The organism is Micromonospora sp. NBRC 110037 (assembly GCF_001652995.1).
GTDB lineage: Bacteria > Actinomycetota > Actinomycetes > Mycobacteriales > Micromonosporaceae > Micromonospora > Micromonospora chalcea.
Genome location: NZ_BBVA01000002.1, coordinates 1,951,531 through 1,973,939, shown reverse-complemented (window position 1 = coordinate 1,973,939; position 22,409 = coordinate 1,951,531). Strand labels below are relative to the sequence as shown.

Genomic DNA, 22,409 nt, shown 5'->3' with positions numbered 1-22,409 from the left:
TCAGCCCGCCCGGACGCCGGTGGTGCCGAGGATGACCGAGGCGACCAGCTCCGGATCGTCGTGCATCGGCACGTGGCCGCAGCCGGGCAGGTCCAGGTGCCGCGCGGCGGGCAGCCGGGTACGCGCCAGCGCCGCCTGCCGGTAGGGCAGGATCCGGTCCCGGGTGCCCCATGCCACGGTGACCGGCACCGTCGGCGCGCCCGCGTAGGCGTACCCCCGGCCGGCGCGCGCGACGGCGCGGAACGCCCGCGCCTGGCGCAGCGCGCGGGCGTCGGCGACCGCGTCGTCGAGGGTCATCCGGTTGGGCCGGGCCAGGATCATGCCCATCGCCAGCATCCGCAGCGCGGGCGCGGCGAACAGGCGGCGCAGCACCGGCTCGGGCAGCCGGGCCGCGTTGCGGTGCAGGGCGAGCACGGTCAGCGCCCAGCGCAGCTCGCGGGCGGTGCAGAAGCCGGCCGGGGACAGCGCGGTGGCCGAGGAGACCGCGCCGAGCGCGGCGAGTTCCAGCGCGATCGCCCCGCCGAGGCTGTTGCCCGCGACGTGCGGGCGCTCCAGCCCGAACGCGGCGAACAGCTCGACCATGGCCGCGGTCAGGCCGGGCATGTCGGCGGGCAGCCCGGTGGCGGGCACCGGGGAGCGGCCGAAGCCCGGCAGGTCGACGGCTATCACGTCGTGCGCCTGCGCGAGCCGGTCCAGTACCGGCCGCCAGGCGCCGCCGTGGTGACCGATGCCGTGCAGCAGCACCAGCGTGGGCCCGGCGCCGCGCCGCTCGTAGACGACCTCCACCGGCGCGGTCACGGCCGTCCCTGCGGCGTGCTGGGGCCGAAGCCCCGCCCCAACGCGCGGGCCTGTTCCTCGATCAGCGGCACGGTGGCCCGGGCGGTGCGGCCCACCAGCCGGTCGGCCAGCGGACTGACCAGCACCGACCGTACGGCCTGCACGCCGGCGACGGCGCGTGGCACGTACACCCGGCGGCTGCGCCGCTCGATCGCCCGGACGAACGCCTCGGCGCACTCGGCCACCGTCGTGGTACGCCGCAGCGGCCACGGCAGCTTCGTCAGCGCCGTTTCGAAGGCCGGCAGGTCGGCGCGCGCCTCGCGGACCAGGTCGGTGTCCACCCACGACGGATGGGCGGTGCCCACCGCCACGCCCCGGTGCGCCAGCTCCAGGCGGATCGCGTTGCCGAACTGCTCGACGCCGGCCTTGGAGGCGCAGTAGGCGGCCATGCCGGGCAGCGCGGCGAACGCCGCGGCCGAGGACACGATCAGCAGGTAGCCGCCCCGGTCGACGAGCGCCGGCACGGTCGCGGCGGCGGTGCGCATCACCCCGATCAGGTTGACCTCGACCGTACGCACCAGCGCCTCGACGTCGCCGACGGCGATCGTGCCGCGGTTGGCCACCCCGGCGTTCGCGACCACCGCGTCGATCCCGCCCAGCGCCGCCACGGTACCGTCGACCGCCTCGGCCAGCGCCTGCTGGTCGGTGACGTCGGCGGCGAACCAGGCGTGCCCGGGACCCAGCTCGGCGGCGAGCGCGGCGAGCCGGTCGGGTTCCAGCCCGACCAGTGACAACCGCGCGCCGCGTGCGGCGGCGAGGCGGGCGGTGTGCTCGCCGATGCCCCGGGCCGCGCCGGTCACCAGCACCACCTTGCCGGCCAACCGGCCGGAAAAACGACCGTCGATGGACATGCCGGGAAGTTACCACCGGGTAGCCCGGGTGTGGAAGACCCGGCCGGACCTGCCCGGATTCGAAGTCGGCCGGCGCGCACAGCTGGTACACAGGATCGGGACAGCCCGGCGACAGCGGGTCCGCCCACGATGGGGGCATGGTCATGAACGGGCAGGCCGCGCAGGGCCGCATCGAGCTGCACCGACCGGACGGCGAGCCGGTGCGGGTGCTCGTGGTCGACGACGAGCCGACGCTCACCGATCTGCTCGCCATGGCCCTGCGGTACGAGGGCTGGCAGGTCGCGACCGCCGGCAACGGGATGGCGGCGATCAGCACCGCCCGCCAGTTCCGCCCGGACGCCGTGGTGCTCGACGTGATGCTGCCCGACCTGGACGGCTTCCAGGTGCTGCGTCGCCTGCGCGAGGAGTCGCCGAGCGTGCCGGTGCTGTTCCTGACCGCCCGCGACGCCGTGGAGGAGCGCGTCGCCGGGCTCACCGTCGGCGGCGACGACTACGTCACCAAACCGTTCAGCCTGGAGGAGGTCATCGCCCGGCTGCGTGCGCTGCTGCGCCGCTCAGGCTTCGCGGTCGCCGCCCGCCAGGAGGCGGTGCTCACCGTCGGCGACCTCACCCTCGACGAGGACAGCCACGAGGTACGCCGAGGCGACGACCTGATCACGCTCACCGCCACCGAGTTCGAGCTGCTGCGCTACCTGATGCGCAACCCGCGCCGCGTGCTCAGCAAGGCGCAGATCCTCGACCGGGTCTGGAACTACGACTTCGGCGGCCAGGCCAACGTGGTCGAGCTGTACATCTCGTACCTGCGCAAGAAGATCGACGCGGGCCGCGCGCCCATGATCCACACGCTGCGCGGGGCGGGTTATGTCCTCAAGCCCGCCGAGTGACGCCCGCGGCCGGCTGCGCCGCCGCCTGGCCGGCTGGTCACTGCGCCGCCGGCTCGTGCTCTCCGTGGTGGCGCTGCTCGCGCTGGTCAGCCTCGGCATCGGCGGCCTGACCACAGTCGCGCTGCGGCACTTCCTGATCAACCAGATCGACAACCAGCTCACCTTCGGCGACCGGCGGCCCGCCGACTTCGAACGCTGGGCCCGGCGCGGCATCGACCCGCCGCGCCCGGACCAGCGGCCCACCCCGCCGAACTCCGACGAGGTCGCGCCGGACCCCCCGGGCGGCTTCCCGCCAGGCTCCATCGCGGTCCGGGTGCCCGGCGCCGCCGAACCCGTCGGCCGGGTCCGGTCCGAGAGCGGCGGCAGCGAGGAGGTGCCCGCCGCCGACCTGACCGCGCTGGCCCGCGTACCCGTCGGCGACCGCCCGCGCACCGTCGTCGTCGGGGACCGGGGGGACTACCGCGCGGTCGCGCTGCCCTCGCCGCGCGGCGACGGCGACGTGCTGGTCCTCGCGATCCCGACGGCCCAGGTGGACGACACCGTCATGTGGATGATCGTCGCCCAGGCCGGGGTGATCGGCGCGGGCCTGGTCATCGCCGGCGCCCTCGGTCTGCTCATCGTCCGGGTCACGCTGCGCCCGCTCAACCGGGTCGCCGCCACCGCCGCCCGGGTCACCGAACTGCCGCTCGATCGCGGTGAGGTCGCCCTGTCGGTGCGGGTCCCGGCCGCCGACACCGACCCCCGCACCGAGGTCGGGCAGGTCGGCGGCGCGCTCAACCGGATGCTCGGCCACGTCGCCGCCGCGCTCTCCGCCCGGCAGGCCAGCGAGACCCGGGTACGCCAGTTCGTCGCCGACGCCAGCCACGAGCTGCGCACCCCCCTCGCGGCCATCCGGGGGTACGCCGAGGTGGCCCGCCGGGGCCGCCAGGAGGTCCCGCCCGACGTGGCGCACGCGCTACGCCGCGTCGAGTCGGAGAGCACCCGGATGACGAGCCTCGTCGACGACCTGCTGCTGCTGGCCCGGCTGGACTCCGGCCGCCCGCTTGCCGCCGAACCGGTCGACCTGACCGCCACGGCGGTGAACGCGGTGAGCGACGCCCACGTCGCCGGCCCCGACCACCGCTGGCAGCTCGACCTGCCCGACGAGCCGCTCACCGTCACCGGCGACGCCCACCGGCTGCACCAGGTGCTGGCGAACCTGCTCGCCAACGCGCGGGTGCACACCCCGGCCGGCACCACCGTCACGGTCCGGCTCGCGCCCGCCGCCGGCGGCGTCGAGCTGCGCGTCACCGACGACGGACCGGGCATCCCGGAACAGTTGCAGCCGGAGGTCTTCGAGCGCTTCGCCCGCGGCGACAGCTCCCGCTCCCGCGCGCAGGGCAGCACCGGCCTCGGCCTGGCCATCGTCGCCGCCGTGGTGGAGGCCCACCACGGCCGGGTCGACGTGGTCAGCCGGCCCGGCCACACCGCGTTCACGGTCTGGCTGCCCGGATCCACAGCAGACGCATAGGTCACTCACGGCAGCGGGCCAGCGGACGCTCCGAGGCTTGCCGGCATGGACAGAACCGAGAGCCTGCCGACCCCGCCCACGGCCGGTCCACCCGGCGCCGAGCCGGCCCCCGCGCCCGTACCGGAGGAGACCCGCGCCGACCGCTGGGCCCGCCCGGCGCTGCTCGGCCTGCTGGCCGCCACCGCGCTGCTCTACCTGTGGGGCCTGGGCGCCTCCGGCTGGGCCAACGCCTTCTACTCGGCCGCCGTGCAGGCCGGGTCGCAGAACTGGACCGCGTTCTTCTACGGCTCGTCCGACGCGGCCAACTCGATCACGGTGGACAAGACCCCGGCCTCGCTCTGGCTGATGGCGCTCTCGGTGCGGATCTTCGGCCTGAGCAGCTGGTCGATCCTGGTGCCGCAGGCGCTGCTCGGCGTCGCCTCGGTCGGCGTGCTGTACGTGACGGTCCGCCGCTGGTACGGCCCGGCCGCCGGACTGCTCGCCGGGACGGTGCTCGCGCTCACCCCGGTGGCGACGCTGATGTTCCGGTTCAACAATCCGGACGCGCTGCTGGTGTTCCTGCTGGTCGCCGCCGCGTACGCGACGGTGCGCGCGGTCGAGACGGCGAGCACCCGGTGGATCGCGCTGACCGGCGTGCTCGTCGGGTTCGGCTTCCTCACCAAGATGCTCCAGGCGTTCCTGGTGATCCCGGTCTTCGCCGGGGTCTACCTGCTGGCCGCGCCGACCGGCCTCGGACGGCGGATCCGCCAGCTCCTGCTGGCCGGGCTCGCCGTGGTCGTCTCCGCCGGCTGGTGGGTGGCGATCGTCGAACTGGTGCCGGCGAGCGCCCGCCCGTACGTCGGCGGCTCGCAGAACAACAGCATCCTGGAGCTGACGCTCGGCTACAACGGCCTGGGCCGGATCACCGGCGACGAGGTGGGCAGCGTCGGCGGTGGCGGCGGACGGCCCGGCGGCGGTGGACCGTTCTCCGGTCAGACCGGGCTGCTGCGGATGTTCGACACCGAGGTCGGCGGGCAGATCTCCTGGCTGCTGCCGGCCGCGCTGATCCTGCTGGTCGCCGGGCTGTGGCTGGCCGGGCGGGCACCGCGTACCGACCGGACCCGGGCCGGTCTGCTGCTCTGGGGCGGCTGGCTGCTGGTCACCGGACTGATCTTCAGCTTCATGTCCGGGATCTTCCACGCCTACTACACGGTCGCCCTGGCTCCGGCGGTCGGCGCGCTGGTCGGCATCGGCGTCACAGCGCTGTGGCGGGCCCGTGCCGGCGTTGCTTCGGCTGCACCTGGCCCGGCCGCAGCGGCCCGGTGGCGTGGGTTCGCCGCCACGCTGGTCCTGGCCGCCACGCTGGCGGTCACCGCCTGGTGGTCCTGGCACCTGCTCGGCCGCACCCCCGACTGGTACCCCTGGCTGCGCCCCACGGTGCTCGCAGTGGGCCTGACCGCAGCCGTCCTCCTGGCCGCACCGGCGTTCCTCACCACCGGCCCCCGCCGGCCCGTCCCGCCCACCCCGCCCTCTCCCGCCTCCCCGCCCCCTCCCGCCTCCCCGCCCACCCCGTTGATCAAGGAGTTTGTGTCCGGGAACGGCGTTCAGGCTGACGCAAACTCCTTGGTCAACTCCGGCATGGGTGTGGCGGCGGGGCACCGGGGCGGGTTTGCCGGGCGGGTCGTGCGGTGGCTGATGCCGGTGCTGTCCGTCACCGGGATCGCGGTGGCGCTGGCCGGGCCGGCCGCGTACGCGATGCAGACCGCTTCCACCCCGCACAGCGGCGCCATTCCGAGCGCCGGACCGGCCGGAGCGGGGGGCTTCGGCGGCCCGGGTGGCCCGGGTGGGCGGATGCCGGGCGGCGGGGACGGGCAGTTCCCCGGTCGCCCGGGCGGCGGGAACGGGCAGTTCCCGGGCTTCCCGGGCTTCCCGAACGGCACCGGCTCCAGCGGCACGGGTCCGGACGGCACCGGCCCGGGCGGCGGAGCGAACGCCGGCGGATTCCCCGGCTTCCCGGGCGGTGGTTCGGCTCCGGGCGCGCCCGGCGGCACCGGTCAGGACGGCGGCGCCGGTCCGGAGGGTGGCACGGGACCGGACGGCCGGGGGCAGCGCGGCGGCGGCATGGGCGGGCTGCTCGACGCCCGCGAGCCGAGCGCCGAGATGACCGCGCTGCTCACCGCCGACGCCGACGACTACACCTGGGTCGCCGCCACGGTCGGCTCGAACAACGCCTCCGGCTACCAGCTGGCCACCGGGCGGCCGGTCATGCCGATCGGCGGCTTCAACGGCAGCGATCCGTCGCCGACGCTCGCCCAGTTCCAGCGGTACGTCGCCGACGGGCGGATCCACTACTTCCTCGGCGGCGGCGGGTTCCGGGCCAACGGCGGCAGCAACGCCTCGGCCGAGATCGCCGCCTGGGTCGCCGAGAACTTCACCGCGACCACCGTCGACGGCGTGACCGTGTACGACCTGAGCAGCGGAAAGCAGGGCTGAGCGATGACTGACACGTACGCGCCCCGGGCCGCCGTGCGGGCCCGGCCCGCCGCCGGCAGCGCGGTGCTGGACGTGGTGGTCCCGGTCTACAACGAGGAGACCGACCTCGGTCCCTGCGTCCGGCGGCTGCACGCGCACCTGACCGCGCACTTTCCGTACCCGTTCCGGATCACGGTGGCCGACAACGCCAGCGTGGACGGCACCCCGGAGGTTGCCCGGGCGCTCGCCGACGAGCTGCCCGAGGTGGGGGTGCTGCGGCTGGACGAGAAGGGCCGTGGGCGGGCGCTGCGCGCCGCGTGGTCGGCCTCGCCCGCGCCGGTGCTCGCGTACATGGACGTGGACCTGTCCACCGACCTGGCCGCGTTGCTGCCGCTGGTGGCGCCGCTCATCTCCGGGCACTCGGACCTGGCCATCGGCACCCGGCTGGCGCGGACCAGCCGGGTGGTCCGGGGCGCGAAGCGGGAGGTGATCTCGCGCGGCTACAACCTGCTGCTGCGCGGCACGCTCGCGGCGCGGTTCTCCGACGCCCAGTGCGGGTTCAAGGCGATCCGCGCCGACGTGGCGGCCGGGCTGCTGCCGCTGGTACGCGACACCGGCTGGTTCTTCGACACCGAGCTGCTGGTCCTGGCGCAGCGGGCCGGGCTGCGCATCCACGAGGTGCCGGTGGACTGGGTGGACGACCCGGACAGCCGCGTCGACATCGTCGCCACCGCGCTGGCCGACCTGCGGGGCATCGGCCGGCTGGGCCGGGCGCTGGCCACCGGGGCGCTGCCGCTGGCGCAGCTGCGCGCCCAGCTCGGCCGGGGACCGTTGCCGGCCCCGCCGGCGCGCGTGCCGGCCGGACTGCCGCGCCAGCTCGTCCGGTTCGCCGCGGTGGGCGTGGCGAGCACGCTCGCGTACCTGCTGTTGTTCCTGCTGGCCCGCGGACCGCTCGGGGCGCAGCCGGCGAACCTGCTGGCGTTGCTGCTCACGGCGGTGGCGAACACGGCGGCCAACCGGCGGCTCACGTTCGGGGTCAGCGGGCGCCGGCACGCCGGCCGCCACCACCTCCAGGGCCTGCTGGCGTTCGCGCTGGGCCTGGCCCTGACCAGCGGCTCACTGGCCCTGCTGCACGCCGCCACACGCCCGAGCCGCAGCCTGGAGCTGGTGGTGCTGGTGGCGGCCAACCTGGCCGCGACAGCCCTGCGCTTCCTCCTGCTCCGCCTGGCCATGCACCACCGCCCCTGACCCACCCCGAACACCCCGTCGATCATGAGGTTGGCGGCGCGACGCGCCGGGCGCCGGTGCCGTCAACTTCATGATCGACGGGGCGGGTGGCAGGGTTGGGGGTGTGTACCGGGAGTGGGGGGCGGCGGGGGTTCCGGGCGCGGTGCTGTGGGGCAGCGTGTCCGGCGGGGGTGAGACGCGGGTGCTGCCGGACGGGTGCCTGGACCTGCTCTGGTCCAGCCGGTCCGGGCTGCTGGTGGCCGGTCCGGACCGCACCGCGCACCTGTCGCGGTCCGCGCCGGGGGACCGGTGGATCGGGCTGCGCCTGCCGCCGGGCACCGGCCCGGCCGTGTTCGGCGTGCCCGCCGAGGAACTGCGCGACCGCCGCGTCCCGCTGGCCGACCTGTGGGGCCGCGCCGCCGCCGAGGTGACCGAGCGGGTCGAGGCGGCGCTGGCCGCGCCGGGCGCCGGTAGCGCCGCCGGGGTGCTCACCCGGGTCGCCCGCGACCGGCTGCGTGCGGCCGGCGGCCCCGACCCGGTCGGCGCGCGTGTCGCCGCCCGCCTGGCCGCCGGGGCCACCGTCGCCGCGACCGCCGCCGAGGTCGGCCTCGGCGCGCGGGCCCTGCACCGCCGCAGCCTGACCCTGTTCGGGTACGGCCCGAAGACGCTCGCCCGCATCCTGCGGATGCGCCGGGCGCTGGACCTGGCCCGCGCCGGCGCGCCGCTCGCCGAGGTGGCCGCGCGCAGCGGGTACGCCGATCAGGCCCACCTGACCCGCGAGGTGCGGGAGCTGGCCGGGCTGCCCCCGTCGCGGCTGCTCGCCCCGACCACCGCCTGACCGGCCGCCTTTCAGTCGCCCGCCGGCAGCGGGGCGAACAGGTCCACGCCGTTGCCGTCCGGGTCGTGCAGGACCGCGTACCGCTGGCCCCAGAACGCGTCCCACGGGGGCAGCTCCCCGTGGTGGCCGGCGGCGGTCAGCTCGGCGTACCAGCGGTCCACCTCGGCCGGGTCGGCGCACCGGAAGGCCAGGCTCATCCGGTTGTTGCCGCCGGACGGGTCGAAGTCGGGGTGGAAGCTGCGGATCACCTCGACCGTGTCCCAGGCCAGCCGTACGCCGTTCGGCAGGGTGACCTCCACGTGCCCTTCCGTCTCGGCGCCGGCCGGGATCGGCAGCCCCAGCCGCCGGTAGAAGTCGAGTGTGCGGGCCATGTCGGTGACCACGGCCCCGACCAGATCGAACTGCGGTGTCATGGCGTCACGGTAGGCGCGACCGGTCCGGCCCGTCTTGAACGGATCGGACGGGGGACGAGTGGCCGGTGTGGCCCCGCGTGCGACGCCCGAGGCGTTACGGTGGGGGACAAGTCCGGCGCGAAGCACGAAAGCTCGCATTCCGGGCGCGCACTGACGACCGGCGACGGAAGGAAGCAGCCGTGACCCACCTGGCCTACCTGGACGCGGGATCGGGCAGTCTCATCGTGCAGGCGGTGGTCGGCGGCGTGGCCGGAGTGGCCGTGGCCGCCAAGCTCTACTGGCGCCGCCTGGTGTCCCGGTTCCGCCGTCAGCCCAGCGACCAGGGCCCCACGGCGTGACGGTCCCCGACACCGGCGTCCGCGTCGAGCCCGGCTCCTTCCGCGACCCCGGCAACCGGGTGTTCCACCGGGGCGAGGAGGTGCTGCGCGGGCTCGACGAGCGCTCCGCCCGGGACTGGCGTGCGCTGTCCGTCACCGACTTCTTCCGCCGCGCGGCCGAGCGGGGGCAGATCGTCGCCACCGAGGAGCTGACCCCGACCCCCGTCGACACGCAGTGGGCGGCGGTGCTGCGGCACGAGCGGATCCCGTTCGTCTCGCACCCCTACGAGTGGTCGTACGCGATGCTGCGCGACGCCGCGTTGCTGCACCTCGACGTGCTGCGCGCCGCCCTGGAGGCCGGCTTCACCACCAAGGACGGCTCGGCGTACAACGTGCAGTGGCGCGGCGCGCGACCCGTCTTCATCGACGTCGGCTCGTTCGAGGCGCTGCGCGACGGCGAACCCTGGGCCGGCTACCGGCAGTTCTGCCAGACGCTGCTCTACCCGCTGCTGATCCAGGCCCACCTCGGGCTGGACTTCCAGCCGTTCCTGCGGGCCCGCGTCGACGGCGTCGAGCCGGACCAGATGCGCCGGCTGTTCGGCGGCGCCCGGCGCTGGCGCGCCGGCGTGCCCACCCACGTGCACCTGCACGGCGCGATGCAGGCCCGCAACTCCGCCGCGAGCACCACCGACGTCCGCGCCCAGTTGCGCGCCGCCGGCTTCTCCCGCGAACTGGCGCTGGCCACGGTACGCGGGCTGACGAAACTGGTCCGCCGCCTCGACCACCGGCCCGGCGACAGCCACTGGGCGGACTACCAGCGCACCTGCGCGTACTCGGTGCCGGACCGGCAGGCCAAGGAGGAGTTCGTCGACCGCGCGGTGGCCGCCACCGGCGGCGGCTCGGCGCTGGACCTGGGCGCCAACGACGGCCGGTACGCCCGCATCGCCGCCCGGCACGCCGCGCACGTCGTCGCGGTCGAGCAGGACCCGGCGGTGGTCGACACGCTCTACCGCGCGCTGCGCGACGAGGGCGAGACGCGGATCCTGCCGCTGGTGATGGACCTGGCCGACCCGTCGCCCGGCGGCGGCTGGCGCGGCGTCGAGCGGGCCGCGTTCGCCGACCGGGCCCGCGCCGACGTGGTGCTCGCCCTGGCCGTCGTGCACCACCTGGCGATCGGGCGCAACGTGCCGCTGCCCGAGGTGCTGGACCAGCTCACCGCGCTCACCGCCACCGGCGGCAGCCTGGTGGTGGAGTTCGTCCACCCGGACGATCCGATGGCCCGCCGCCTGCTCGCCAACAAGCCCGACGGCCTGTTCCCGGACTACCGGCGCGACGCCTTCGAGGCGCTGCTGGCCCGCCGGGGCCGGGTGGTCGCCCGCACCGAGCTGCCGTCCGGCACCCGGACGCTCTACCAGGTGGTGGTGGGTGGCTGAGCGCACCCTCGCGCCACCCCGGGACCACACGGCCGGCCCGGACCGGCGGGAACGCCCGCCCTGGTGGCGGTCCGAGCTTGCGCGGCTGGCGGAGGTGACCGCGCTGGTCGGGCTGGTGGTGACCCAGCCGCTGCTCGACGTGCTCGGCCGCAGCCCCGACTTCTTCCTGTTCCACCGCGCGTCCCGGGGCGACGTGCTGCTCCTGGTCGCCCTGATCGCGCTCGCGCCGACGGTACCGTTCGCGCTGCTCGGCGCGCTGGCAGTGCCCGCCGGACGCCTTATCCGGGCCGCCGTGCACACCACCTTCGTCGGCCTGCTGCTCGCCGCGCTGGCCGTCCAGGCCGGCCGGCACGTCACGCCGCTCCGGGGCGTACCCCTGCTCGTCGCCGCCGGTGTGGCCGGAGCCGCCGGGGCGGCCGCGCACCGGCGGTGGCGGGCGCCCCGGCGGGTGCTGCGGGTGGCCGCCGCCGGGCCGCTGGTGTTCGTCGGGTTGTTCCTGTTCGCCTCGCCCGCCTCGGCGGTGGTGCTGCCGCGCGGCGAGGGCGGCGCGGCCGGGATCGCCGGCGCGGGCGCGCACCCGCCGGTGGTCATGATCGTGCTGGACGAGCTGCCGCTGGTCTCGCTGCTCGGCCCGGACGGACGCATCGACGCCGAACGCTACCCGAACTTCGCCGCGCTCGCGGCCGGGTCGACGTGGTACCCCAACGCGACCGGCGTCAGCGGCTGGACGCCCTACGCGCTGCCGGCGATGCTCACCGGGCGCTACCCGGAGCAGGGCGCGGCGCCGCACTACTCGCAGTACCCGGACAACCTGTTCACCGCGCTCGGGGGCCTCTACCGGATCAAGGCCGAGGAGAGCATCACCCGGCTCTGTCCGCCGAGCCGCTGCGAGCAGGCCACCACGCCGGAACAGGGGCTCGGGGTGCTGGTCCGGGAGAGCGGCAAGCTGATGGGCCGGATCGCCGCGCCGGTGGACAGCCGCGTCGACCCGGAGGACTCCTACCGCGAGCGGACCGCCGCCGAGGCCGGGCTGGACGCCGCCGAGCCGGTGCCGGACGACCCCAAGTTCCGCTGGGACACCCTCGACGACAACCAGCCGGCCCGGTTCACCTCGTTCCTGGCCGGGCTGCGCCCCGACCCCCGGCCCACGCTGCACTTCCTGCACCTGCTGATGCCGCACTCGCCGTGGGCGTACCTGCCGTCCGGGGCGCACTACTTCGCGCCGGAGGACCTGCCCAACGACGGGACCGGCTGGGTCGACCTGGCCCGCGCCCGGCACCTGGCCCAGCTCGGCTACACCGACCGGCTGATCGGCGAGACGCTGCGGACGCTGCGCGCCACCGGCCTCTACGACAAGGCGCTGGTGGTGGTCACCGCCGACCACGGGGTGAGCTTCCGGCGGGACTGGCAGGGGCGGGGGATGGACGCCATCGAGCACGCCGCCAACGAGGTGGCCTGGGTGCCGATGTTCGTCAAGGAACCCGGCCAGCGCGCCGGCCGGGTGGACGACCGCAACTGGGAGCACGTGGACCTGCTGCCCACGATCGCCGACGAGACCCACATGCGGGTGCCCTGGCAGATGGACGGCCGGTCGGCCAAGGCGGCTCCGCGCGAGCGAGCCGACAAACGCTTCTACGACCGCCCCGGCCAGCCGGTGACGATCACCGGCGGGGTGCCCGCCCCGCTCCCGCCGCCGGCCGCTGATCCGCTCGTCGGGACCCGGGTCGGGAACGTGCCGATGGGCGGGTCCGCCACGGTGGCGAACCGGGACGCGTTCGACGCGGTCGACCCGGCGCGCGGCGGCCTGCCCGCGCTGGTCTGGGGGACGGTCCCGGACGACGTGCCCGACGGGACACGGCTCGCCGTCGCGGTGAACGGCACGGTCGGGGCGGTGGCGCCGGTGGTGCCCCCGGACGCCGGTGGCCGGCGGTTCGCGGCGTTCCTCCCCGACGACCGGCTCTTCGCCGCCGGCGCCAACCGGCTCGACCTCTACCGGGTCGGCGACGACGGGGCGCTGCGGCGGCTCACGCTGTCGTGACGGGCCCCTGGCCGGCGCCCATGGTCGCGCTCCCAACCGGTTTCCGGACCGCCTGGCCGGGAAACAGGTGACGCACACCTCACCCCGAAACCATGACGAGCGGTGTTCTCCGCGCCGTGATTACGGTAGAAGCGAAGGCAATTCAACGAAGATCTTGCCGGCGAAGCGAGGAACAGATGACGGAAGTCAAGCTCGACCACCCCGGTGGGCAGCTGTCGATGCCGGTGCAGTCCGCGGTTGAGGGCCCCGCCGGGATCGGGGTGAGCAAGCTGCTCAAGGAAACCGGGATGACCACGTACGACCCCGGTTTCGTGAACACCGCGTCCTGCTCGTCCGCCATCACCTACATCGACGGTGATGCCGGCATCCTGCGGTACCGGGGTTACCCGATCGACCAGTTGGCCGAGAAGTCCTCCTTCCTGGAGGTCTCCTACCTGCTGATCTACGGCGAGCTGCCGACCCAGGCGCAGCTGTCGGAGTTCAGCGAGCGGATCCGGCGGCACTCGCTGCTGCACGAGGAGATGCGCCGGTTCTTCGACGGCTTCCCCCGTGACGCGCACCCGATGGCCGTGCTCTCCTCGGCCGTCAGCGCCATCTCCACCTTCTACCAGGACAGCCTGGACCCGTTCGACTCCGAGCACGTGGAGATGTCCACGGTGCGGCTGATGGCGAAGGTCCCGACCATCGCCTCGTACGCGTACAAGAAGTCGATCGGGCAGCCGCTGCTGTACCCGGACAACTCGCTCGGCTACGTCGAGAACTTCCTGCGGATGACGTTCGGTGTGCCGGCCGAGCCGTACGAGGTCGACCCGGTGGTGGCCCGGGTGCTGGACATGCTGTTCATCCTGCACGCCGACCACGAGCAGAACTGCTCCACCTCCACCGTGCGGCTGGTCGGCTCCAGCAACGCCAACCTGTTCGCCTCGGTCTCGGCCGGCGTGAACGCGCTGTTCGGCCCGCTGCACGGCGGCGCCAACCAGGCCGTGCTGGAGATGCTCCAGAAGATCCAGGCCGACGGCGGCGACGTCCGCTCCTTCGTGCAGAAGGTGAAGGACAAGCAGGACGGCGTGAAGCTGATGGGCTTCGGGCACCGGGTCTACAAGAACTACGACCCGCGTGCCGCCATCGTGAAGAAGGCCGCCCAGGACGTGCTCGGCCGGATGTCCAAGCCGGACCCGCTGCTCGACCTCGCGGTGCAGCTGGAGGAGATCGCGCTCGCCGACGACTTCTTCGTGTCCCGCCGGCTCTACCCGAACGTGGACTTCTACACCGGCCTGATCTACAAGGCCATGGGCTTCCCGACGAAGATGTTCACGGTGCTGTTCGCGCTGGGCCGCCTGCCCGGCTGGATCGCACAGTGGCGCGAGATGATCAACGACCCGGAGACCAAGATCGGTCGCCCGCGGCAGATCTACACCGGCGCCACCGAGCGGGCGTACGTCCCCGCCGACCAGCGCTGAGCGTGCAAGGAAGGGCCCCTTCTTAACGCCTCCGGTAGAGGAGGGGCCCCCTTTTAACACGCGGGCCACGAAGGCCGCCGACCCGAGCAGGGTCGGCGGCCTTCGTCGCGTGCGCGGGGGTGCGGGGCGTTAAGAAGGGGCCCTTCCTCTACCGCAGGCGTTAACAGGGGGCCCTTCCTTCACCGCAGGCCGGCGGCGGTGAGGAGGTTGCCCTCGGGGACGCGCGGCGTGGGCCGGCCGTGTGTCATGCGGTGCTGGGCGCGGGCGGCGGTGAACGACGGGTCGCCGGCGATCGCGGCGGCGTACGCGGCAGCCGTGCGGGACGCGATGGCCGCCCAGCCGTACCGCTCGTGGACCATGGCGCGGGCCCGCCGGGCGAGCACGCGGGCCCGGTCCCGGTCCGACAGCAGCGCGTGCACCGCCTCGACGAGCCCGTCCGGGTCGTGCGGGGCGAACGTCATCCCGGTGACGCCCGGCTCGACGATCTCGGCCAGGCCGCCGGTGCGGGCCACTGCCAGCGGCGCGCCCGCGGCGGCCCCCTCCAGCGCCACCATGCCGAACGGCTCGTAGATGCTGGGCACCGCGAAGCAGTCCGAGGCGGCCATCACCGCGGGCAGGTCGGCGCCGCCGAGGAACCCGGGCATGCTGACTGTGCCGCCCAGCCCGAGGCGGTGCACCTCGGCCTCCAGGTCCGCCCGGTACGGCCCGTCGCCGACGATCACCGCGCGCAGGCCGGGGTGCCGGTCGCGCAGCCGGGGCAGCCCGGCCAGCAGGTGCTGTACGCCCTTTTCGTACACCAGGCGGCCGGCGAACGTGACCAGCGGGCCGTCGGCGGCGAACCGCGCCCGGGCGGCGGCGACCGCCGACGCGGGCACCCGCCAGCGGTGCGGCTCGACGCCGTTGGGCACCACGTCGACGCGGGCGGCGTCCACGCCGAACAGCGCGCCCACCTCGTCGCGCATGTAGCCGGAGCACACGATCACGCGCCCGGACTCGCCGGCGAGCCAGTGCTCGACGCCGTGGATGGTGCGGTTCATCTCCTCCGGCAGCCAGCCCTGGTGCCGGCCCGCCTCGGTGGCGTGGATGGTGGTCACGAGCGGCACGTCCAGGTGCTCGCGCAGCGTCATCGCGGTGTGCGCGACGAGCCAGTCGTGGGCGTGGATGACGTCGTAGGCGCCGGACGAGGCGGCGCGCAGCGCGGCCCGCGTCAGCGTGTGGTTGAACGCCATCGTCCAGGCCAGCAGTGACCCGGTGGCCAGGGGGAAGGTGACCGGGTCCTCAGCGGCGCGGACGATACGGACGCCGTCGGCGTACTCCTCCAGGGGAGCGCCCTCGGCGTGGCGGGTGACGACCGTGACCTCGTGCCCGGCGGCGGCCAGCGCCACGGACAGCGCGTGGACGTGGCGGCCGAGCCCGCCGACGAGCACCGGCGGGTACTCCCACGACAGCATCAGGATGCGCCGGGTCCGGGGCCCGGCCCCGGCCGGCGACGGCGGGGCCGGGCGGGAGGTGAGAGTGGGCCGGTGGAGCCGGTCCGTCGCGGTGGCGGGCTGCGCGCCGACCCGCAGAGTGGTCACGTCGATCTCCGTCCATGCAGGGTGAGGCACGCCGGCAGCGGTGGCGGCGTCGAGCGGTGGTCAGGAGCGACCGGACGGCCGGCCGGGCGCCGGCACCAGCTCGCCGACGACGGCCTGGCCGGATACCGATCGCGGGCCACCGGGAGGGTGCTGACGTCGATCGGCAACCGGAACCGTCCAGTCACCCTGCCAACCTACTGTGCCGGATCCTCTCGCGCGCGGTGAGCGATCCTCATCACTCTCCGACGCCTCCGCGCACATGGGACGGTCACGGGAACGGGTGCGGATACGGGTTGATCTCCTCCGGGGCGAGCGGTTCGGCCCGGTGTCCGAGCCGGACCGGCAGCTCGCGCAGCCGGGGCAGGTCGACGCGCCGGTTGCGGTGACCGAACGTCATCGGCAGCAGCCCCGGGATCAGCACCTTCACGCTGGTGAGGCCGACGGCCTCCTGCTCGCGGGCGGTCTGGTCGACGACCACCACGTCCAGGCCCTCGTCGAGGTAGCGGCCGGTCACGTGCCGCAGGTCGTCGAGCAGGTCCGCGGCCGGGCGGTAGCGCGCCGCCGGTGGGAACGCCTCCGCCATGGACCGGATCTCGTCGCGCTCGTACAGGAACGCGAAGCGCGGCCAGGCGTCCGGGTCGGCCGCCGCCAGCAGGTGGTCCTCCATGGTCCGGACCAGGTCGGAGTCGGCGACCAGGCCGGGGGCGGTGGTGTCCTCGGCGACCATCTCCCGGGTGGCCTCGGCGACGCTGGCGAGCTCCACCAGCGCGGACCACAGGGCGCGCTCCGGGTCCAGGTGCGCCCCGGCGCCGCAGAACGCCCGGGGACGTCCCGGCCGCACCTCCTCGTCGACGAGCATCAGCCAGACCGCCGGGACGCCTTCGGGCATGGTGATGTCGAAGACGTCCAGGCGGCTGCCGGTGGTGCGCTGGATCCAGTCGACGAGCACGCGGGTCATCGGGTCGGCGGAGGTCATCGGGTCCACGCGCGGCACCGGTAGCCGGGCGTACCAGGTGGACAGGAAGGCGTCCCGTTCGGCGACTTCGAAGATGCCGTGCAGGATCGCCTCTTCGAGGTTCGCGCCCAGCGCGCAGCCGTTTGAGCACTCCGGACCGAAACCCGTGCCGTGCGAGCCGTAGTAGGCGAAGGTCTCCGGCACCAGCACCGGGCCGCCGCGCCGGAACGAGTAGGCGTACACCCATTCCACGGGCCGGTCCGGGTCGTATGCGACCGCGTGGTCGTCGGGCGGCGCGGGCGGCAGCCCGAACTCCGTCGGCTCGACGGCCCGCCGCGGTCCGAGCTCGCGGAACGAGGCGCGGGTGACGGTACGGCGGGCGCGTGGCACGTTGCCGCCGAGCCGTTCCAGCGCCTCGGCGACGGCGACGGCCACGCTCGCCGGGTAGGTGAAGGTCCGGCCGTAGCCGGCCAGTTCACCACAGCACAACGGGCCACCGATCGCGCCGGCGAGGACCATCGGATGGTTGTGGTGGACGGTGATCGACGACAGCAGCCCGGTCTCCTCGTCGTGCAGCGCCGCCAGCAGGGCTAGGTGCTCGTCGGGAAGGCTGCGGGCCCGGTAGTCGTCCGGTGCCCGCTTCGGCCGGGACGTCAGCGTGAAGGTGCCGGCGCCCGGGCCGTCGTCCGGCAACGGGCCGCACACCGGGCAGCCGGGTTCGGGGACGAACCGGTGCCGCTTGACGGCCATCGAGGCCGTGGCGACCTCCAGCACCGCTTCCGCGCACCGGCCGTCGCCGCCCTGCGCGACCCGGCTCAGCTCGTCGGCCACGAGCGCGGCGACCGCGGCGCGTACCGGCGGGCCGAGGACGGGCCGGGCGGGCTGCACGGTGCCGTCGTAGAGCCCCTGCCACAGCGCGGACCGGTGCGGTGTCCCGGTGGTCCGCGCCCGGCGTTGCCGCACCTGGAGGCAGTGGTGGCAGCCCGGCCGGCCGGGTGTGACGAACGGTCCGATCCGTACGCCGCGCGGCGTGGTGTACACCGGCAGGAAGGACCGGCCGGCGTCGGCGGCAGCCCGGGCGGCCACGTCGACGTCCTCCGGTGGCCCGTCGACGACGAAGACGTCGACGTCGGTGACCGGGGCGGCGCCCAGCGCCTGTTCCACCGCCCGGCGCAGGGCGCCGACGCCGAGGATCCGCAGGCCGGGACGCGGCGCCACGTCGGACGGGGCGGGGACGGCCGGTGTGGTCGTGACGTCGGTCATGCGCTGCTCCCCGCTCGTGGCGACCACGCCGCCCTGATCATGAACGGCATCACCCGCTGCGCCCCGGGCAGCGAGTCGGCGGGCCGCACCAGCAGCGACCGTCCGTCCCGTGCCAGCTCGCGCAGCAGCGGCGGCAGCGCCGTATCCCAGTCGTGGCCGCCCACGTCCGGCCCGATCTCGGCGCCGTCCGGGCGGCGTCCGGTCAGGACGGCGACCGCCGCCTGCATCGCGTTCGCCAGGGCGGTGTCCGTGTCGGTGGCGCAGCTGCGGGCGACCCATCCGCCGCCGACGGCGACGAACACGGTCGGGGTGCTCGATCCGTCGTGCCACGCCCGCGGCTCGTGGCCGAGGAGGGCCAGCTCGTGTGCCATGACGCGGGTCGGCTCCGGCCACCGCGCCCGGTCGAGCCAGCCACCGGGCGGCCCACCGTCGGCGACCTCGGGTGGGGTCGCGGCCGCGCGTCGCAGTTTCAGGATCGCCCGGCCGCGCGCCTCCGCCCAGGTGTGACCGCCGGCGATCACCACGCCGTCCGGCTGTGCGTCGACGACAGCGCCACGCGCGGTGTCCCACCACACCGTGGCGGTGTCGCCGGCGCAGGCCCGCGCCGCGAGCGTCTCCAGTGCCGCCGTGGCGGCGCGCAGCAGCGCCTGCTCCCGGCTTGCGCCGACGGCGGTGAGCAGCCGCGGTGCGCCGCCGGCCAGGTCCACGACCGTCGCCTCGACGCAGCTGACCGAGATCTGCGAGTGGGCGCCGGTGTCGATGGCCAGCAGCGGGCCCAGCCGCGCGTCGACCAGGAACGGCATCCGGGCGACGAACTCCTCGACGCCCACCGGCGTGCGGGCGGCCATCGCGTCGACGTGCGCGGCGAGATCGGCGTACGGGGCCGGGGGCCGGCAGGAGCGGCAGCGGGGGTGCACGTCGAGCAGATGCTCGCTGGTCACAGCGGTTTCCAGGTCCACGCGGGTCATCCGGTTCGTGGCGGTGGTCTCCGCTCCCACGCGGTGGCGCAGGTACGCGAACCCGAGCGCCGCGCCGATCAGGCCGCAGACCGGCGCCGACAGCCACTCGGACGTCGTGTCGGGCTCGTCGGCGTCACCCGGGGGGAGCCCGGCGCCCTGCCGGCTGAGCAGGCCGCACTCCCAGCAGCCGCCGGTGACGCCGCCGCCGGTCGGGCCGATCCACGCCTCCGCGCCGCCGGGCACCGCGTGCAGGACCGGCACCCCGATCGCCCGGGCCGCCCGGTTCAGCCGCGTCGCCCGCCCGGCCATCGGACGCGCGGCGCAGTGCAGCACCGCGTCGTACCCCGTCAGCAGGCCGGCGAGCCCCTCGTCGGTGTCGAGGGCGGCGGCCGCGTCCAGCAGCGTCAGCCCGGTCGTCGGATCCTCGGCTCGACGCCGCTGCACGATCCGCCGGAAGCCGTCGCGTTCGGTGCCGGTCTCGGTGGTCTCGACCAGCGAGGCCGTACGCAGCCCGAGTTCGAACAGCGTCTGGACGAGCGCGAGCATGCCGGCGCCGGCGCCGACGAGCAGCACCCGCCCGTCGCGGAACGCCTCGAAGCGGCTCAGCGGCGCGTCGGTGACGTGCTCGGCGAACGCGATCGAGTCCCGGTAGGTGTCGAGTTCCCAGTCCCGCAACGTGTGTGGCGGCTCGCTGTCGAGGTCGCGGGCGATGCCCCGCCGCACCAGCATCCGGACCAGGTCGGTGACGAGCTGCCGCTGCGCCGGGGGCAGACCCGCGGTCAGCGCCTCCACCGTGCGGGTGCCGTCCAGATGCGGGGCGAGCCGCTGCACGAGGCCGTACGCCGACGCGCCCGCCAGGTGCGTGCCGGCGAGTCCCGTCTCCAGGTACACGCCGTCGTCGACCGGCACGTACATCAGGTCGTCGCGGAGCTTGACCCTCACGCGGCCGTCTCCTTCCGCAGGTGTCCCATCCGCACCGCGACCGCGCGTCCGGCGTCGGTGAACGCCTGCCGGCCGTGCAGGTACCGGGAGTTGTCCACGACCAGCACGTCACCGGACCGCCACGGCACCGCCACCGTCAGCCGCGCGGCGACGTCCGCGGCGGTGGCCACGAGGTCCTCGGGCACCGGCGCGCCGGTACCGGAGCGCACCCGCAGCCGCCGGTCGTGGTACTCGCCGGGCTGCGGGCGGCTGATGAACAGCGAGTTGCAGAACGCCGGCACACCTTCGAAGAGGGTCGGTGGCGTGCACCGGGTGCCGAAGCCGACAGTCATCGCGTCCTCGTCCACGTCGATGTGGATCGACTCCCACGGCCGCAGGTACGGCTCCCACTGCCGCAGCATCCGCTCCGCCGCCTCCGGGTCGGTCGTGCCGCACATCCGCTGCCACACCGGTGTGGGCAGCTCGCTCTCCCAGCGCAGCGTCAGTTCCTCGCAGGCGGCGCGGACCGTGGCGGGCAGGGCGGCCAGCAGCGCGAGACCGTCGCACAGCGTCGTGGCCCCGCCGTCGGCGGCGGGCCGCTCGCACCGGAACATCAGCAGGTCCGGGGCGCCGGGCGCGTACGACGCCTCCCGGTGCAGCGGCATGCCCTGCGTTCCCCGGGTGACTGTGGTCGTCGTCGGGTCACCGCCGATCACGTCCCGCTCGTCGTGGAACCCGCCCTGGTACGGCGACGCGGTCATCAGCGCGTCGCCGAGCGCGACGTAGTCCTCGTGCCGCCACCCGCCGCGCAGCAGCACCGCGCCGTGCTCGGCGACCGCCGCGAGCACCGCGTCCGGCGTGGGGGTGCCGACGAGCGCCGGAACGTCCTGTTCAGCCATGAGGGTTCCCTTCGGTGAGATGGGCCGCCAGCGCCCCGGGACGCGGCGCGGGCGTGCCGACCAGCAGTTGTGTCAGCGGGGACGCCCCGTCCGGCAGGCCGAGCCGGGCGGCGACGGCGTCGGCGGTGAGGCCGCCCAGCGCCCGGCTCGCCGCGCCGGTCGCGGTGGCGGCGAGCCCGGCCAGGTGAAGGGCCACACCGGCGAGCAGGTGCAGCCGGTGGAACGAGGCCGGGGAGAGCTGGTCGACGGGCCGGCTCCCGGCGTGCACCAGGTAGAGGGTCGCGCCGCGGGTGACCATCCGGCGGTCGACCCGGTGCGGGTACGCCGCCGCGTCGTCGGCCGCTCCCGGCGGCCCGGTCGGCACCAGCCGGTGGTGGTGCGGCTGGTAGCGGTACGCGTCCGCCGGGATGCCGTCGACGGTCCGGGCGAGGCACCAGAGCTCCGGGTACAGCGGCTGCCGGGCCAGCGCCGCCAGGGCCGGCGAACCGGCCCGGCCGGCGGCGCAGGCCAGGATGTCGGCGACCTGCCCGGCGGTCAGCCCCGGGCCGAGGTTCGCGGCGGAGGCGCGGCGGGCGGCTGCCGCGACCAGGTCGAGCGGCCGGGCCGGCGGCAGGTCCAGCGCCCGGCCCGCCGCCGGACCCACCGGAAGGCGGTCCGCCGGGAGGCGCTGGGCCGGGACGCCGTCGGCCGGAAGACGGCCGGCCGAGGGTGGCTCGGCGTCGGCGTGCCGGTCGTACCTTGCCCGGTGCAGCGCCACCGCGCTCGGGTGGGCGGCCTCGTGGCCGAGCCGGTCGTGGTCCAGCCCGGTCGCCGGGGGCGGCCCGCCGGACGCAAGCGGTGTCCCGGGGACGTCCGCGTGCGCGGGGAACTCGATCGCCGCGTAGAGGGCCTCCAGTTCGGCGTCGAGTCCGAGCAGCTCACCGGCGAGCGCCGGATCGAGGTCCAGGCGCGGTGTCGCGTCCACCGGCGACGTGAGCAGCTGGGCCAGCAGGACACCGGAGTCGACGATGCCCAGCCGGTAGCCGAACGCCCCGTACTTGCTGGTGTTCTTCCACGGCCGGTGGGTCAGCAGCAGCGCGTGCCGGGGCGCCGCCGCGACCCCGAGGAGCCGGTCGAGCCGGGCGGCCGGGCTGCCCGGGCGCAGCAGTTCCAGGCAGTGGTGCGGCGGGTCGTAGTGGTAGACGCCGGCCGCGAGGTCGGGGGAGCCGGCCCAGGCGAGGTAGATCTCGTTGGGGTGGAACGCCCCGCCGGAGGGCACCGACCGGCGCAGCGTGTGCCAGCCGGGCAGCAGCCGCGACGGCGTGGGCGTGTCCGACGGGGCGCCGGTCAACGCGGACAGTCCGGCCAGCGTGATCGTCTCCGCCCGGCGTGGCGCGTACCCGAGCAGCATCGCGCTGAGCCGGTCGAGGCAGCCGTCGCCGAGCGGCACGGACCCCGGGCCGGGCCACCGCAGCGGCCGGCGGGTCGCGCCCGGGTACCGCTTGCCGCACGGCGGCAGGTACGCCGTCGGCTGCCCGGTGTCGTCCCGCACCGCCGCCAGGTACCGGCCGGCGACGCCGGCCCGCGTGGCTGCCAT

General features: G+C 75.3%; 17 protein-coding genes. 9 read left to right on the top strand and 8 right to left on the bottom strand.

The features are described 5' to 3' along the window. Both A4R25_RS08050 and A4R25_RS08045 read right to left on the bottom strand, forming a co-directional pair. On the bottom strand, positions 1 to 798 hold the full coding sequence (locus tag A4R25_RS08050) for an alpha/beta fold hydrolase (protein WP_064446161.1): 798 nt from the start codon (positions 796 to 798) through the stop codon (positions 1 to 3). Continuing rightward, positions 795 to 1,688 (bottom strand): SDR family oxidoreductase, encoded by an 894-nt coding sequence (locus A4R25_RS08045; protein WP_064446160.1) that lies wholly within the window; start codon positions 1,686 to 1,688, stop codon positions 795 to 797. Before A4R25_RS08045 ends, A4R25_RS08050 begins: the two co-directional genes overlap by 4 nt. Before the next feature lie 137 nt (positions 1,689 to 1,825). Here A4R25_RS08045 and A4R25_RS08040 point away from each other — a divergent pair, with 137 nt between their 5' ends. The 5 genes from A4R25_RS08040 (at position 1,826) to A4R25_RS08020 (ending at position 8,598) form a co-directional block, all read left to right on the top strand. Next, positions 1,826 to 2,572 (top strand): response regulator transcription factor, encoded by a 747-nt coding sequence (locus A4R25_RS08040; RefSeq protein WP_064446159.1) that lies wholly within the window; start codon positions 1,826 to 1,828, stop codon positions 2,570 to 2,572. Then, the gene (locus A4R25_RS08035) at positions 2,550 to 4,082 is read left to right on the top strand and encodes a cell wall metabolism sensor histidine kinase WalK (RefSeq protein ID WP_064446158.1); all 1,533 of its coding nucleotides are present in this window, start codon (positions 2,550 to 2,552) and stop codon (positions 4,080 to 4,082) included. The genes A4R25_RS08040 and A4R25_RS08035 overlap by 23 nt, the downstream gene beginning before the upstream one ends. Positions 4,083 to 4,127: 45 nt before the next feature. Next, positions 4,128 to 6,554 (top strand): glycosyltransferase family 39 protein, encoded by a 2,427-nt coding sequence (locus A4R25_RS08030; protein WP_064446157.1) that lies wholly within the window; start codon positions 4,128 to 4,130, stop codon positions 6,552 to 6,554. Positions 6,555 to 6,557: 3 nt separating this feature from the next. After that, positions 6,558 to 7,781 (top strand): dolichyl-phosphate beta-glucosyltransferase, encoded by a 1,224-nt coding sequence (locus A4R25_RS08025; RefSeq protein WP_064446156.1) that lies wholly within the window; start codon positions 6,558 to 6,560, stop codon positions 7,779 to 7,781. A gap of 103 nt (positions 7,782 to 7,884) precedes the next feature. Next, positions 7,885 to 8,598, top strand: a complete 714-nt coding sequence (locus tag A4R25_RS08020; protein WP_064446155.1) for a helix-turn-helix domain-containing protein — start codon at positions 7,885 to 7,887, stop codon at positions 8,596 to 8,598. Positions 8,599 to 8,609: 11 nt separating this feature from the next. Here the strand turns inward: A4R25_RS08020 and A4R25_RS08015 are convergent, their stop codons facing one another. Next, positions 8,610 to 9,011 carry a VOC family protein gene (locus tag A4R25_RS08015; RefSeq protein WP_043324537.1) on the bottom strand — a complete coding sequence of 134 codons (402 nt, stop codon included), beginning with the start codon at positions 9,009 to 9,011 and terminating at the stop codon, positions 8,610 to 8,612. Between the two features lie 179 nt (positions 9,012 to 9,190). Here A4R25_RS08015 and A4R25_RS31415 point away from each other — a divergent pair, with 179 nt between their 5' ends. The 4 genes from A4R25_RS31415 (at position 9,191) to A4R25_RS08000 (ending at position 14,259) form a co-directional block, all read left to right on the top strand. After that, complete coding sequence (locus tag A4R25_RS31415; protein WP_166456093.1) at positions 9,191 to 9,349, top strand: hypothetical protein; 159 nt, start codon at positions 9,191 to 9,193, stop codon at positions 9,347 to 9,349. Beyond that, on the top strand, positions 9,346 to 10,761 hold the full coding sequence (locus tag A4R25_RS08010) for a methyltransferase domain-containing protein (RefSeq protein ID WP_064446154.1): 1,416 nt from the start codon (positions 9,346 to 9,348) through the stop codon (positions 10,759 to 10,761). The genes A4R25_RS31415 and A4R25_RS08010 overlap by 4 nt, the downstream gene beginning before the upstream one ends. Next, a complete protein-coding gene (locus tag A4R25_RS08005; RefSeq protein WP_064446153.1) occupies positions 10,754 to 12,799 on the top strand; it encodes a sulfatase-like hydrolase/transferase in 2,046 nt (681 codons plus the stop codon). The genes A4R25_RS08010 and A4R25_RS08005 overlap by 8 nt, the downstream gene beginning before the upstream one ends. 176 nt (positions 12,800 to 12,975) lie before the next feature. Next, a complete protein-coding gene (locus tag A4R25_RS08000) occupies positions 12,976 to 14,259 on the top strand; it encodes a citrate synthase (protein ID WP_064446152.1) in 1,284 nt (427 codons plus the stop codon). 179 nt (positions 14,260 to 14,438) lie between these two features. Here A4R25_RS08000 and A4R25_RS07995 read toward each other — a convergent pair whose 3' ends face one another. The 5 genes from A4R25_RS07995 to A4R25_RS07975 form a co-directional block, all read right to left on the bottom strand. Further along, positions 14,439 to 15,836, bottom strand: coding sequence for a glycosyltransferase family 4 protein (locus A4R25_RS07995; RefSeq protein ID WP_064446151.1), 1,398 nt, complete (start codon positions 15,834 to 15,836; stop codon positions 14,439 to 14,441). A gap of 268 nt (positions 15,837 to 16,104) precedes the next feature. Further along, positions 16,105 to 18,054, bottom strand: a complete 1,950-nt coding sequence (locus A4R25_RS07990; RefSeq protein WP_197494856.1) for a TOMM precursor leader peptide-binding protein — start codon at positions 18,052 to 18,054, stop codon at positions 16,105 to 16,107. Continuing rightward, positions 18,051 to 19,955, bottom strand: a complete 1,905-nt coding sequence (locus A4R25_RS31410) for a hypothetical protein (protein ID WP_064446150.1) — start codon at positions 19,953 to 19,955, stop codon at positions 18,051 to 18,053. Before A4R25_RS31410 ends, A4R25_RS07990 begins: the two co-directional genes overlap by 4 nt. After that, the gene (locus tag A4R25_RS07980; RefSeq protein WP_064446149.1) at positions 19,952 to 20,833 is read right to left on the bottom strand and encodes a TauD/TfdA family dioxygenase; all 882 of its coding nucleotides are present in this window, start codon (positions 20,831 to 20,833) and stop codon (positions 19,952 to 19,954) included. The genes A4R25_RS31410 and A4R25_RS07980 overlap by 4 nt, the downstream gene beginning before the upstream one ends. Beyond that, entirely contained in the window at positions 20,826 to 22,409 is a 1,584-nt protein-coding gene (locus tag A4R25_RS07975; RefSeq protein WP_064446148.1) for a hypothetical protein, read from the bottom strand. The genes A4R25_RS07980 and A4R25_RS07975 overlap by 8 nt, the downstream gene beginning before the upstream one ends.

What these genes read in the sequence shown, in the direction of transcription:
- A4R25_RS08045 (WP_064446160.1), bottom strand. Translation starts at nt 1,688, where the DNA reads ATGTCCATCGACGGTCGTTTTTCCGGCCGGTTGGCCGGCAAGGTGGTG.
- A4R25_RS08040 (WP_064446159.1), top strand. Translation starts at nt 1,826, where the DNA reads ATGGTCATGAACGGGCAGGCCGCGCAGGGCCGCATCGAGCTGCACCGA.
- A4R25_RS08035 (WP_064446158.1), top strand. Translation starts at nt 2,550, where the DNA reads ATGTCCTCAAGCCCGCCGAGTGACGCCCGCGGCCGGCTGCGCCGCCGC.
- A4R25_RS08030 (WP_064446157.1), top strand. Translation starts at nt 4,128, where the DNA reads ATGGACAGAACCGAGAGCCTGCCGACCCCGCCCACGGCCGGTCCACCC.
- A4R25_RS08025 (WP_064446156.1), top strand. Translation starts at nt 6,558, where the DNA reads ATGACTGACACGTACGCGCCCCGGGCCGCCGTGCGGGCCCGGCCCGCC.
- A4R25_RS08015 (WP_043324537.1), bottom strand. Translation starts at nt 9,011, where the DNA reads ATGACACCGCAGTTCGATCTGGTCGGGGCCGTGGTCACCGACATGGCC.
- A4R25_RS08000 (WP_064446152.1), top strand. Translation starts at nt 12,976, where the DNA reads ATGACGGAAGTCAAGCTCGACCACCCCGGTGGGCAGCTGTCGATGCCG.
- A4R25_RS07990 (WP_197494856.1), bottom strand. Translation starts at nt 18,054, where the DNA reads ATGACCGACGTCACGACCACACCGGCCGTCCCCGCCCCGTCCGACGTG.
- A4R25_RS07980 (WP_064446149.1), bottom strand. Translation starts at nt 20,833, where the DNA reads ATGGCTGAACAGGACGTTCCGGCGCTCGTCGGCACCCCCACGCCGGAC.
- A4R25_RS07975 (WP_064446148.1), bottom strand. Translation starts at nt 22,409, where the DNA reads ATGGCAGCCACGCGGGCCGGCGTCGCCGGCCGGTACCTGGCGGCGGTG.